Here is a 13,088-nt window from a genome sequence, read left to right on the forward strand (position 1 = left end):
CTTTGTTCTGAGACGAGGGGATAATGGTTTTTGGGGAGGTTTCGGGATAGGAGCGTCTGTCCGGGGAAAACGAAGACCGCGAGAACGAGAGACTAAACGGCGAGAGAGAGAAAGGATAAACGGAGGAGGAGGAGGCATGATCAAAAAAAGGGAAGAGCGGAAATACCGCTGCTTCCCTTGGCGTTCTTAGATTAGTTAGTTAGGGAGAGGGAGATCGCGATTGCGAGATTCCTCCTCCAGAAGGGATCGGAACTGCTCAAGGGTTGTCCCATCGCTAAGATGTTCCGGAACGGAGATCGATGAGCACTCTTCCCTGCGGAATTCGCTGCCGTGCAAGAAGTAGCCGTACTCTCTAGCAAGGGTATACATTTGACAGAAACGATCGGCTGCATCTTTGGCTTGGGATTCCGTGTCGTAAATGGCGAGCTGGTTCCCTCGGCCCAGTGGGTTCGAACGGGCTTGAATGCTTAGCTGATAGGCGTCTTCTTCCTGACGAACCAAAACGTCACATTCGAAGCAACGGAGCTCATATCGAACACTCATCCTTGCCACCGCCTTTGCTGAATAAGAGATTGTGGTGCGTATCTCTTATTACCCGTTAGCTCCCGAATGAATCAAGCTTCTTCGCTTATCCAGCTTCTTAATTGTTCGATTGCTCTTCTTTGTATGCGGGAAATGCTCATCTGGGAAACGCCCAACTGCTCGGCTACGTTGCGCTGAGAATAGCCTTCGTTATAAAGAAGCAGGACCACCTTGCGTTCTTCCGGCTTCAACCGATTCATGGCCTCTTCCAGGTCCATTCTTCGTTCTGCGCTTATGTAGTCGTCAGCCGGGGAATGAAGCAATTCGCCCAAGGTGGACGTGCTCTCTTCCTCGTTGATGGGGGTATCCAGAGAAACATAGTGATACATCTCTCTTCCGGCCAGCACTTCCAGCGTCTCTTCGACATCCATCTCCAGCTTGGCGGCGATCTCTTCGACGCTAGGAGACCGTTCCAGTTGGACGGTAAGCTCGTCGATCGTCTGCTGAACGGTAAGACCCTTCTCTTTGATTCTTCTCGGCACCTGAATGTACCAAGACTTATCCCTTAGGTAGTTTTTCATCTGGCCGACGATGCTCTTCATGACATAAGGCTCGAACGGCATCCCAAGGGAGGGATCATACTGCTGCAACAGCCGAAAGATCGACATGCGTCCGACCTGGAACAGATCCTCTTGAAGATCGGGCCGGTTGCGGGAGATTTTGTTGGCGGCCATTCTGGCCAAAGGTTCGTAATCGCGCACGAGTTCGTCGGCAAGCTCTTTGCTGAGCGTGCGTTGGTACTCCAGCAGCTTCTGCCGGGCATCGTCGGGCTGACGCATACCCTCGCGATTGCTCATACGGTCTCGGGAGCCGTACGGCGCTTGGTCAGCGTGACGGCTGTTCCATTCTCGGTATTCAATTCCACGCGATCCATCAACGCCTGCATCAGGTATAGTCCTAATCCGCCCGACTGGATCTCCTCAATGGACTTACCGTGCAGATTTGACGTTCGGGACGCTTCGGGAGCCTGAAAGCTCTCCCCATGATCGCGAATCGTGATTTGAAGCTCCTCCTCGCCGATCCACCCGAATTCGATATCGATATGGCCTCCCGTTCCTTGATACGCGTGAAGAACGGCATTATTGCAAGCTTCCGACACGGCCACCTTCATATCCTCGATCTCCTCATAGGAAAATTTGAGCTTGGTGGCTAATCCGAATAACGTCAGACGAACGAGGTCGACGAATTCAGGCTGAGCAGGAACCGTCAGCTTGACGTTGTTATCTGTTACCATGGAGTGTTCATCCTCTACCTTTCATCATTTGAGTGTGCAGCCGAAGCCAACCGAGATTCAAGCTCTAGCCGAGTCCAGAAAAGGGGAAATTCCCGTCATGTCGAACAGCTTGCGAATATGATCCGATACTTCTTCCACGGCGAACGGCGCTTGGCGCGCGTGTCGAGCCTTGACGATACCGATTAGAATGCCTATTCCCGTGCTGTCGATATATTTTAAGTCCTTCAGATTCAACACCAATTTACGATCCGCCAGCTCCACGAGAGGCTCCATTGTCGTCCTCATCTGGGAAGCGACTTCAAGGTCCAGCTCCCCGGACAAATAAATAACGGTGAGCCCCTCCCGGTTCTCGGTTCGAAAGCTCAATTTATCAGTCTTCATGAGAAACCTCCTCCAACATAGATCAACCCTATTAAATACGTTCTTCTTTCCTTACCCTTCGAACTTTTCCTTGAAACATGTGAACGCTAAAAAAAGCGGATAGTTGCGGCGGCCGGCCCCCCCGTTCGATGATGGCAAAGTTGGGTAAATGGAGAATACTTAGGAAGGGGCGCTTGCCGATGCTTGCGGCCCGCTTTATTAGGATGGAGGAATAAATCGTGACGTTGCACTACGGATCGCTCTATTGGCCTTCAACGCGGCCGAATCCCCCTTCTTATCCGCAGCTGTTCGAACCGGTCCGTTGCCATGCCCTGGTCATCGGCGGGGGCATGTCGGGAATCGCATGCGGCTATACGTTAGTTCGAAGCGGCATCGATGCGGTCCTTATCGAACAGGGAACCATCGCATCCGGGAGCACGGCGGCCAATACCGGATTGCTTCAATATTCCAACGATATCATGCTATCCGAGCTCGCGAAGCAGATCGGCGACGAGGACGCCGTCGAATTCTATCGGGCATGCAAGAATGCGGTAGAGCAGCTTGTCCAGGTCGCGAACGGATTGCCTCGCGAAGTTGATCTTAGACGCCGCAGCAGCTTCTACTTCGCAAGCAGCGAATCCGATCTGCCTTCGCTGCGCAGGGAGCATGAAATGCTGGACCGACACGGCTTCGGCGTGGAATGGTGGGACGCCGACCGGATCGAGAGCGTCTTCCCGTTCCGCAAAAGCGGAGCCATCGTCACGCACGGGGACGCTGAACTGAACCCGTTCCTCTTCGTGACGTCTCTTGCCGAATCCGCCGCTCAGGCCGGACTGCGCATCTACGAGAAAACCTCGGCTCTCTCCGTTGAGGGAGTCAAAGGAAATTTTATCGTTCGAACCAACCATGGCGAGATTCATGCGGAGCATATCGTTTATGCCGTGGGTTATACGCCCGAGTCGGCGGGAGATGCCCGGGTCAACGCCAAGTTCACTCGCACTTATGCGATAGCAACGAAACCGATCCGTCGCTCTCTCTCGAATTGGCATCAGCGGTTTATGCTATGGGAGACCGCTCGCCCTTACCTTTATCTGCGGACGACGAATGACGACCGCATTATCGTCGGAGGACTGGACGAGAACTATCGTCAGCCTGTCTTAACGGATACCGATCTGAGGCAGCGTTCCCGGCGTCTCCTGTCGGAGCTTCGGCAGCTGTTTCCCGACTTCGAGGCCGAAGCCGAGTACGAATGGTGCGGCACTTTCGCGGAATCCGGCGACAACCTGCCGTGGATCGGGGAAGACCCCGGGACTCCGGGTCGCTATTATGCTCTCGGATATGGAGGCAACGGCACGATTTACAGCGCGATCGCCGCCCGATTGATCCGAGATGACATCATGGGAATCAAACATCCCATCGCCTCGATCGTTTCCCCGGATCGACGAACACATAAGAAGGCCGCATTCCGCTAAATCGGAATGCGGCCTGAATACGGCCTTCCTGCTATTGAAGGACATCGGAGGCGCCGCAGCTGCGCATGACGCGGGCCGTCTCCTCCAAAGAATCCGTCTCCGCAAGCAGCAGCAGCTTGCCTTCTTCCACGGACGGAGCGCAGTTCCGGGCCGTCGATTCGTCTAAGCCTAGCCGTTCCAAGCACCGAGTCGTGCTGAGGCCGTCCGAATCCGCCAAGGAATAGGCCGCGAAAGCGCCAGCCTGTCCGTTCATGCCCGCTCCCTGTACCGAACCCAGATACATGGCCGCCGGCATCGCCGCTCCTTCGTCGAGCAAGCCATCGTCCCCATCCCATCGCTCCGATGCCTCTTTGAGGCCTTCGATTCCTTCCAAACGAAGCTCGTCCTGAGACGACAAGAGAGGAGCGTTTTCCTCATTATTGACGACTGCAAGAAGAGAACGGCTGTTATTCCCTCTCGCCTGCAATTCATTCACCGCGTCCAGCACCTGCTGCTCCCGATCAAAAATCCCGATCGTCCAAGTCAAAGCGGCCACCTCCCCAAGGGAATTTCGGCTACGGCAGCGCCGTTGCCTCTCATTTTAGCTATACCCTGGGCAGCCTCATTTGAACCGAAACCGATTACTCTATTTTGCGATAGACCCGATGCTCTTCGCTTAAGGTCTCATAATGATCCGCATGACTGGTGAAAGCGAGAGACTCTTTGCCTCCCAAGACGAGAATCCCGCCGGGAGCCAGACTTTCATAGAACAAACGGTGAACCCTCTCTCGCAGGCTCGGATCGAAATAGATCATGACATTGCGGCAGAAAATCAAATGAAACTCATTGAAGGAGCGGTCGGTCGCCAGATTGTGCTCCGCGAACACGATTCTCTCCTTCAGCGAAGCCTTAAACGTAAAGAAGCCTTCCTCTTCTTCGCAATGACGCGACAGCTCCGACTGTCCTCCGGCCTCTCGGTAATTCGAGTCGTAAAGGGGGAACCGATCCTTCGGGAGCTGTCCCTCTCTTGCCCGGTTAAGAGCAGCGCGGCTAATATCGGTCGCATAGATTCGCGCTTGACCGAGCATTCCCTCTTCTTCCAGCCAGATGGCGGAAGAGTAGGCTTCTTCCCCGGTCGCGCATCCGGCATGCCAGACTCGGAGAAAAGAAACGTCCCGCAGTCCGTCCGTCAGCCGTTCCCTTAACCAGCGGAACGTGGCGGGATTGCGGAACAGTTCCGTCACGGGGATGACGAGATCGGACAGCAATCTCTCGAATGCATCTCGATCATGCAGGACGCGACCCTGCAAAGACGAAATATCCTCTTGTTTCTCCAGAAGCGCGCGGCGGCGGATCCTTCTGCGCAAGGAGGGATAAGCATATTGGCGAAAGTCATAACCGTACTCGAGATACACGGCTTCCAGCAGCAGCTTGATTTCCAGCTTCTCCAGCTGCTCGTCGTATCCCGGAAGCCTCCACTCTTCCATCATCGGGACAACCACACTTTCAGCAAGGAGAGCAGCTGGTCGATGGACACGGGCTTCGCAAGGTAATCCGAGGCTCCCGCCTGAAGGCATTTGTCCCGCTCTCCCTTCATGGCTTTGGCCGTCAGGGCAATAATGGGAAGGGAACTCCATTCGGTATTGCCGCGAATCCGTTCGATCGCTTCGTAGCCGTCCATCTCCGGCATCATGATGTCCATCAGCACGAGGTCGACCCGGATTCCCGATTCGAGCAGTTCCAGGGCTTCCCTTCCGTTCTCCGCCGAGTATACGTTCATCCGATGGTGATTCAGCAAGCTTGTCAACGAGAATACGTTGCGCGGGTCGTCATCGACCAATAGCACGGTTTTGCCCTCATAGGCGGACCTTGCGGTCTCCTTCTCCATAACGGGTTCCTTCAGAAGACCGTATTCCCGGTTGGCTTCGCTCTCAAGGGCAGGCAGCGTCTCCGTCTCCTCCGCCGCCGACGCCAGTAAGCCGCCATCCATCCAGGAGATCCTCGGCTTGGCATCGGCAGCGGCGTCCGGTCCCCTCACCGGCAAATAGAGCGTAAACGCGCTGCCTCGCCCGACTTCGCTTCGAAGGGTGATCCACCCTCCAAGCAGCTGTGAGAGATCCCGGCTGATGGTCAGGCCCAACCCCGTTCCCCCGAACTTCCGGCTGGTCGTGCCGTCCGCTTGGCGGAAGGCCTCGAAGATGATCTCCCGCTTTTCTTCCGCGATCCCGATGCCGGTATCCTTGACTTCGAAGGCCAGATATCGTTCCGTTCGTCCTTCGAGCTCTTCCTCGCTTCCCCGCCGCACCGTCAGGGAAACGGAGCCTTCGAGGGTAAATTTCATGGCGTTGGAGAGCAGGTTGCGAAGAATTTGCTTCAGCCGGTGGCCGTCGGTCGGAAAAGCCGCCGGCACGTCTTCGCCGACGCCGATCGAGAAGCTTAGTCCCTTGTCTTCCGCGATCGAACGATAGGCGTGCTCCAGATCGACGGTGATGTCTTCCATGGGAGTCAGCTCGATCTGAATATCCATTCGGCCGGCATCGACCTTGGCGAGATCGAGAATCTCGTCGATCATCTTGAGCAGGTCCTCGCCGGAGGAATGAATCGTCTTCACGAACTCCAGCTGCTTGTCGGTCAGATTGCCTTCCGCGTTGTCTTCGAGGAACTGCGAGAGAATGATTAGGCTGTTCAGCGGAGTCCGAAGCTCATGGGACATGTTGGCGAGAAACTCGGATTTGTATTGGGAAGCTCTCGCCAGCTCCGCCGTCTGCCGCTCCAGCTCGAGGTTCGCGGCCGCGACCTCGCGATTCCTTCGCGCCGTCTGGCGGATCTGCTCCTCCAGCTCCATCGTTTTGGCCATTAGCTCCTGATTCGCGTTCTCCAGCTCCTCCTGCTGGCGCTGCAGCCTCTCCTCCGACTTCTTAAGCCTCCCCGCGTGAACCTCGAGCCGCTCGTTGGAATCGCGCAGCTCCTCCTGCTGGGAGATGAGCTCTTCCGACTGCACCTGCAGCTCCTCGGTCATAGCTTGGGCTTCCCGGAGAAGCTCCTCCACCCGGTACCGCGACTGAAGATTCATGACGATGTAAGCGAACTTCTCCGTCAGCCGCTCGAGCAGCTCCCGCTCCAGATTGCCTATCGGGCGCAAATACGCGAGCTCCAGCACCCCTACGATCGTACCGTCCGCCTCGATCGGTGCCAGCACGAGCTGAAGCGGCTCCGCTTCGCCAAGGCCGGAACGAACCGGCACGTAGCCGGAGGGAAGCGGCTCGATGACGAGCAGCTCGTCCTTAAGCGCGCATTGGCCGACAAGGCCTTCCCCGATGGCGAAGGTAGACGCCTCTTCCGAGCCGGAAGCCTGCTCGCTGTGCGCATAGCTTCCGTACTTCGCCAAACGTTGCGTCGCATCGTCTTCGTCCGTTTCGATAAAATAAACGACGCTGTAGGCCGCTCCGAGAACGGACGTGAACTCGTTCGCGAACGTTTGGGCGACGTTCGCCAAACCGCCGCCGCCGTGGATAAGCTCCGTCGACTTGGCCATCTGCGCGTCGATCCACGCCTGCTGCTCTTTGGATTCTGCATATAGGGCTTCCCGCTCGTTCTTCTCTTGGAGATCCGCGGCGATCTGTTTAAATACCTTCGCAAGCTGCCCGATCTCGTCGCCGGATTCGATCTCCAAGCGGCTTAGGCCGCGAAGCCTGCCTTGGGAGAACTTCTTCGCCATGACGGTAAGCAGATTGAACCCCTTCGTGATGGTGGGGAGTACCCACAGCATGACCCCTAAGCCGATAAAAAGGCCGATCATGGTCAGCACCGCGAACCAGCGAACCGCATCGTTATACATGCCGCGGGAGGCGTTCGTCTCTTCCTCGATCGTCATCTGCTCGAAGGACGTAAGGGAATTCAGCGAGCTGACCGCATTGTCCTGGCGCGTTCTTCCCAGGCTCTTGTACAGCTCGAGCGCCGCTTGCTTATCCCCTCTCTCGATCAACGCGGCGAAACGATTCAAGAAATCCGAATACCGCTCCAGATCCCGGCTTACTTGGTCTACCGCTTGACGCTCTTGGGGATCCCTCGCCCTGGAGACCATCGAGGCCAATTTGGCCTCGAAGACGCTCTCCGCGAGCTTCAAATCGTCCACGCTGAGCCGATCCGATTCCAGCACGTTCAGCAGCACGTCGCTCACCGCCCGGCCGGTCTGATTCACGGTGCCGCGCAGGTCGATCACTTCCTTGACCATCTCGAACCTGGAGTCGTTGAAGCTGTTCATTCTGTCGTTCATTCGGCTCATTCTGTCGTATCCGAAAGAGGTGATGCCGACTAACAGCACCATTAGAATGATGAATCCGATAATCAGCTTGGTTTTGATCCTCATCCTCTAGGCTCCTTTCCAAGCACTTCGAGCCGGATCAGGCAGCGGTCGTCGGGATGGCGGTCGAGGGAATCTTGCTCCAAGAGCCGCTCCAGGCTGCACTCCTCCCCGCGCGAGGCCGCCAGCGCTCGCGCCAGCGCGGCCGCCTGTTCTTGCAGATCCCCGGGAAACAGATCCAACAAACCGTCCGTGTAGAGATGGATCGTATCGCCCGCTTCCAGCGAGATCGTATGGGCGGCGAGCTCCACGGTTTCGAACAGGCCGATGGGCGGCGAGCTTGAGCGCATCGAGACCGTTTCCCCCGTGCGCCTGCGAAGCAGCAGCCCGGGAGGGTGTCCCGCGTTCACGTATTCCAGAACGCCATGCTCCAGATCGATCCACACGCACATCCCGGTGCAATAGTAATGAACGAGCTCGTTCTCGTAGTCGAGCTGCAGCAGCCTGCTGTTGAGCTCCTGCATGACCCGCTTAGGGGTAATGTGCGTGCGCATCGCTTCCTTAAGAACGGAAGCCGAGAACATGCTGACGAGCGAGGATGAGATGCCGTGTCCCATCGCGTCGAGGACGGCGACAATGATGCGCTTGCTGTCGAAAGCGTGCCAGGCGTATAGATCGCCGGCCAATTGCTCCGAGGAGCGGAAGAACGCGCGGATCCGGAAGTTCTTTTCTTCGATCGCGGACGGAAGCACCGCCTGCTGCACCTGCCTGGCCAGCTCGAGCTCCTCCCTCATCCGCTGGTCGCGCTCCTTGTGCCAATCCATCTCCTTCTTGAGCCTAAGCGCCGACCGGATGCGGGCGAGGAGCTCCACCTTGTTGATCGGCTTCGTCACGTAGTCCGTCGCTCCGAGGTCCAACGCCTCCGCGAGCTTGCGCGAATCGCCGATCGCCGTCACGATGATGACCGGGATGTCGCGGAACCGTTCGTCCCGCTGCAGCATCCGGCACGCCTCCATTCCGTCGATCTCCGGCATCATCAGGTCAAGCAGAATCAAATCGATCGACGACTGGTTCGCCAGCTTCGTCGATTTATGTTCCGGGGAATCGAGCAGGGCGAACATCTCCGCCGCGGAACCGGCGGAGATGACGGAATCGTATCCCGAACGCTTAAGCATCTCCTGCACGACCATTACGTTCATCGGGTTATCGTCAACGACCAATATATTCACGATTGTCAGTCACTCCTTTTGCGAATAGCCAAAGCACGAATGGCATACGGGAGCAAGGAATGCGGCCTCCGCCGTCATTCCTTGCTCCCGTATGCCTTCCGGCTCTTCGAGCCTGCGGCGTTATTTGCGGGCAAGAACGAGCACCTTGCCTCTGTCCAGCTCTGCCTCATAGGTTACGGCCTCTCCCTTGGTCAGTCCCATCGACTCGATTTTGCCGCGGAGCTCGTCTCCCCGATTACGAAAGAAATTCGCAACCGACTGCAAAACTCCTTCTTCCGCGGGACCGATCGTGTTGACGTCGGCCGCGTCCGCCAGTCGTTCGGTTCGATCCTGCTCATGGGCCAGAACGTAAATCTCGTCTCCCGAATAGCCTTGCGACCTTAGGTTCTGAACCGTCTGAAACGCCTCAAGCCCGTTGTCTACCAGCTTCGTATAGGATCTCATGTCCATCTCCTCCTTGATCGTTCGGTAGTGGGTTACGTTTCTTATTTACCCCGCTCTCCCGGAACGAAACAGGCCGTCAGGCCTCCGATCGCGATAATCGCCCGGACGACTGCTCCCGGGAAGCCTTCAGATGGCTTCTTGCCGCGGTAACGAGCCGGACCCCGATCCGGATCCATTCCGCCCACTTGTTCTCCTTCTCCCGGCTCTGCTCCTTCACGGCCTTCGTAAACCGATCCGCCAGCTCCTTGGCCGTATGCGCCGTTTCCTGAATCGTGGCGCCCGCATCGCGCGCCGCGTCGAACAGCGCGTCCGCCGCGTGCAGCTTCTCCTTCACGTTAACCGAAATCTCGTTTACGTTCGTCGTCAGTTCCTCCACCTTGCCTCGGATCGATTCGACGGTGTCGCTGGCCCCTTCGATCGTCGTCTTGAGCGAATCCAGGGTCTGCCTCGCGCTGGTCAGCGTCCGGATCAGAAAGACGCAGAGAACAGCGAAGCTGACCGCGGCGATCAAGGCGCTTGCTCCGTAGAGCGCTTGTGCTGTCATCGGATATTCCTCCTTTGCGTGCATCTTCCGTAACGATTACCCGCTACTCTATCGCCCGAAACCGCGGACCGCGGCAAAGACGCCATCCCTTTCGAGCCCGTTCGGCTCGCGGAATGGCGTCTTGCGGTCCTTATCGTTTAACGGGCGAGCTTCCGGAGCTCGTTCTCTTCCATCGATGCCGTGCCGATACCGGCGAACGGATCGATCTCCTTCGCGAGCTCCCGGAGCCTCGCCTCTTCGAAACGATGCACCTTGCAGAAAAGAACGGGGCGGGCGCCGAACCCCGCCTCCTCCGACTCCCTCAACAGAACGGTCTCCCGGCTTAAGCTTCGCCCGATCGCTTCTTGGAGCTCATCGGCGCGATAGCTGGAGATCCACAGCATCCTCCAGGAGGGATGGCCCCGCAGCGACAGCTTCATCGCCTCCGTCGCCGCCAGCAGCGCCAGCAAGGAGTAGAAAGCCCTTTCCCATCCGAACGCCCACGCGACGATAAGCAGCAGCCCCCCGTTGAAGGCGAGCAACGCGGCCAATCGCGCCGCCGAATGCTGCCCCCGATCCAGAAAAAAGATCAGGTCGACGAGGCTTCCCCGCCGGTAAGCGATCCCCGCTCCCGCCCCGAGGAGCGCCCCTCCCATCACGGCCGCCAGGAGGGGATTCGCCGTCCATGCCTCGAACGGATGGAAAAGGAGCAGAGCGGCGCATAGCACGACGAAACCGAGAATCGTCGCTTTATCTAGTCTTTTGGTTAACGGCTTATAGAAAACGATCAAAAGGAGAAGTTGAAGCGAAAGCATGATCCATCCGAGCTTAGCTCCCGACAAGAACGCGATAAACGTCGAGATTCCCATCGTACCGCCCGCGACCAAGCCGTGGGGAATGAGGAACATCTCGAGCCCGATCGCGGCAAGCATTCCGCCCGATGCCGCTCCCGCCCATTGGCGGGAGCGGGACGGGGAAGACGAAGTCAGCTTCATCATCATGATACCGTTCCCCCGTTTCTTCTCGTTTTACTGCTCCGGCACGCTCCTTTTCGGCACATCCCACTTGAAAATTTTGTTCAACGCTTTATAAACGAGCTTGGTCTCCTTCGTGAGCAGCGGCCCCAGAATCGCCAGAATGAGCACGTAGAGGGCGGCGAACGGCTGCAGGACGGCGAGCAAGCCTCCGGCTTTGCCCAAATTCGCCACGATGATCGAGAACTCTCCGCGGGAGACGATAGTGAGACCGATGTTCGTGGAGGACTTCGGCGTCAGCCCCGCGCTTCGGCCCGCGAGCATGCCTGCCACGAAGTTCCCGAGCAGCGTGACGACGACGGCTCCGAGAGACAGCCAGATCGTCTCCTTCGTGAACAAGGTCGTCGGATCGATCGTAAGGCCGAAGCCGAAGAAGAAGATGGCCCCGAAGAAATCGCGGAACGGAATGATCAGGTTCTCGATTCTTTTCCGGTGCTGCGTCTCGGCGAGGACCAGGCCGACCAGCAGCGCCCCGATCGCCTCGGCGACATGAAGCTTCTCCGAGAAGCCGGCGATGATGAATAACGCGGCGAAGATCACCAGCAGGAAAACTTCGTTGGACTTGATATTCAAGTACTTGTTCAGCAGCGGCACCGCCTTGCGGCCGACGAACAGAACGACAAGCATAAAGCCTAACGAGATCAGCGCGGACAGTGCCACGCCGCCCACCGAGGTCGAGCCGCTCAAGATCAAACCGGACAGAATCGACAGGTAAACGGCCAGGAACACGTCCTCGAACATGATGATCCCGAGAATCATCTCGGTTTCCGGGTTCGCGGTCCGCTTCAGATCGACCAGCACCTTGGCGACTATCGCGCTCGAGGAGATCGTGGTAATCCCCGCGATGACAAGAATCTCTTCCAGCGGAAAGCCCGATACCCATCCGAACAAGATCCCTAAAGTAAAATTGATGGCGATATAGATCGTGCCCCCGACCGCGATGCTTTTGCCCGACTTGAGCAGGCGTCCGACCGAGAACTCCAATCCGAGGTAGAACAGAAGAAAGAGAACCCCGATCCTTCCCATGACGTCGATGAGCTCCGCGCTGTGAATGAATCGCAGATCGAATGCCCCCCAGTGGAAAGCGTGCGGCCCGACGGCCATTCCGATCAGAATATAGAACGGGATGACGGAGAACCGAAGCCTGGAGGATACCAATCCCCCCAAGGCAATGAGTCCGATCGCCAAACCGATCTCGAAGACGATGTGTTCCATCGGTCAATCACATCCATTTCTAATAATCTGCTTGAACTCGATAATTTGTTTTCTCTCCCCCATGACGACGATTGTCGAATCCTCGCCCAGCACGTAATCCGGTCCCGGGTTGATCTGCTTCGCGTTTCCTTTGCCGACGACGGCGATGACCGTGGCGCCGGACTTGCGGCGGATATCCAGCTCCCCGATCGTATGGCCCGCGCATTTGCTTCCCGCCTCGAGCTTATACCATTCGATGACCAAGTCGCCGAGCGCCATGTCGATATTTTCCAGCATTTTGGGTTTATAAAGCAGCCCGCCGACGATAAACGCTATCTGACGCGCCTCTTCGTCCGTGAGCGTCACCATCGAGATCGATTCGTCCGGGCTGGAATGATCGAAATGATAGATTTCCCGCCTTCCGTCGTCATGGACGACGATAACGATTTTCTCCCCTTGCTCGTTGGTCATTTGAAATTTTCTTCCAATGCTCGGAAGCTCGGATTCACGGATCTCCATCTTTGAATACCTCCAATAATTAAGTCCTCATTCCATCTATTGTTGGAAAATAGTGTGCGCAAACAAAGGCCTGAATAATCAAGGCCATGGCCGGCACAGCTAGCGTATATTCGAGGGTTTCTGAATCTTTTCTTGCAAAAAATAGTTTAAATTCGGCCGTAAGGGGTAAATTTTAGATGTTAAAACAAGCAGGTGCCCTAGGGTGCACTGCAGCG

At 56.9% G+C, this 13,088-nt stretch carries 14 protein-coding genes; 1 reads left to right on the plus strand and 13 read right to left on the minus strand.

Annotation, left to right across the window (positions count from 1 at the left end):
* Positions 1 to 195: 195 nt before the first annotated feature.
* The 4 genes from H7B67_RS27405 to H7B67_RS27420 all read right to left on the minus strand — a co-directional run bounded on the left by H7B67_RS27405 (position 196) and on the right by H7B67_RS27420 (position 2,197).
* Complete coding sequence (locus H7B67_RS27405) at positions 196 to 543, minus strand: hypothetical protein (protein ID WP_185123083.1); 348 nt, start codon at positions 541 to 543, stop codon at positions 196 to 198.
* Positions 544 to 614: 71 nt separating this feature from the next.
* Entirely contained in the window at positions 615 to 1,361 is a 747-nt protein-coding gene (locus H7B67_RS27410) for a sigma-70 family RNA polymerase sigma factor (RefSeq protein ID WP_245364099.1), read from the minus strand.
* 14 nt (positions 1,362 to 1,375) lie between these two features.
* The gene (gene rsbW, locus H7B67_RS27415) at positions 1,376 to 1,816 is read right to left on the minus strand and encodes an anti-sigma B factor RsbW (protein WP_185123085.1); all 441 of its coding nucleotides are present in this window, start codon (positions 1,814 to 1,816) and stop codon (positions 1,376 to 1,378) included.
* 57 nt (positions 1,817 to 1,873) lie between these two features.
* Positions 1,874 to 2,197, minus strand: a complete 324-nt coding sequence (locus H7B67_RS27420) for an STAS domain-containing protein (protein WP_185123086.1) — start codon at positions 2,195 to 2,197, stop codon at positions 1,874 to 1,876.
* A gap of 218 nt (positions 2,198 to 2,415) precedes the next feature.
* On the opposite strand from H7B67_RS27420, the gene H7B67_RS27425 reads away from it, so the two are divergent.
* Positions 2,416 to 3,648 carry an FAD-dependent oxidoreductase gene (locus H7B67_RS27425; protein WP_185123087.1) on the plus strand — a complete coding sequence of 411 codons (1,233 nt, stop codon included), beginning with the start codon at positions 2,416 to 2,418 and terminating at the stop codon, positions 3,646 to 3,648.
* A gap of 31 nt (positions 3,649 to 3,679) precedes the next feature.
* Here the strand turns inward: H7B67_RS27425 and H7B67_RS27430 are convergent, their stop codons facing one another.
* The 9 genes from H7B67_RS27430 to H7B67_RS27470 form a co-directional block, all read right to left on the minus strand.
* Positions 3,680 to 4,174, minus strand: coding sequence for a general stress protein (locus H7B67_RS27430; protein ID WP_185123088.1), 495 nt, complete (start codon positions 4,172 to 4,174; stop codon positions 3,680 to 3,682).
* 94 nt (positions 4,175 to 4,268) lie between these two features.
* Positions 4,269 to 5,117: a CheR family methyltransferase gene (locus H7B67_RS27435; protein ID WP_185123089.1), complete on the minus strand. Its 849-nt coding sequence runs from the start codon at positions 5,115 to 5,117 to the stop codon at positions 4,269 to 4,271.
* Positions 5,114 to 7,996 (minus strand): response regulator, encoded by a 2,883-nt coding sequence (locus tag H7B67_RS27440; protein WP_185123090.1) that lies wholly within the window; start codon positions 7,994 to 7,996, stop codon positions 5,114 to 5,116. Before H7B67_RS27440 ends, H7B67_RS27435 begins: the two co-directional genes overlap by 4 nt.
* Positions 7,993 to 9,159 carry a SpoIIE family protein phosphatase gene (locus tag H7B67_RS27445; RefSeq protein WP_185123091.1) on the minus strand — a complete coding sequence of 389 codons (1,167 nt, stop codon included), beginning with the start codon at positions 9,157 to 9,159 and terminating at the stop codon, positions 7,993 to 7,995. The genes H7B67_RS27440 and H7B67_RS27445 overlap by 4 nt, the downstream gene beginning before the upstream one ends.
* Before the next feature lie 120 nt (positions 9,160 to 9,279).
* Complete coding sequence (locus H7B67_RS27450) at positions 9,280 to 9,603, minus strand: YflT domain-containing protein (RefSeq protein WP_185123092.1); 324 nt, start codon at positions 9,601 to 9,603, stop codon at positions 9,280 to 9,282.
* A gap of 76 nt (positions 9,604 to 9,679) precedes the next feature.
* Complete coding sequence (locus H7B67_RS27455) at positions 9,680 to 10,147, minus strand: DUF948 domain-containing protein (RefSeq protein ID WP_185123093.1); 468 nt, start codon at positions 10,145 to 10,147, stop codon at positions 9,680 to 9,682.
* A 137-nt stretch (positions 10,148 to 10,284) separates the two neighbouring features.
* Positions 10,285 to 11,127, minus strand: a complete 843-nt coding sequence (locus tag H7B67_RS27460; protein WP_185123094.1) for a YitT family protein — start codon at positions 11,125 to 11,127, stop codon at positions 10,285 to 10,287.
* A 27-nt stretch (positions 11,128 to 11,154) separates the two neighbouring features.
* Positions 11,155 to 12,375, minus strand: coding sequence for a cation:proton antiporter (locus H7B67_RS27465; RefSeq protein ID WP_185123095.1), 1,221 nt, complete (start codon positions 12,373 to 12,375; stop codon positions 11,155 to 11,157).
* 3 nt (positions 12,376 to 12,378) lie between these two features.
* Positions 12,379 to 12,873, minus strand: coding sequence for a cation:proton antiporter regulatory subunit (locus tag H7B67_RS27470; protein ID WP_185123096.1), 495 nt, complete (start codon positions 12,871 to 12,873; stop codon positions 12,379 to 12,381).
* Positions 12,874 to 13,088: the final 215 nt, after the last annotated feature.

It is taken from the genome of Cohnella thailandensis, assembly GCF_014212135.1.
Taxonomy (GTDB): Bacteria; Bacillota; Bacilli; order Paenibacillales; family Paenibacillaceae; genus Cohnella; species Cohnella thailandensis.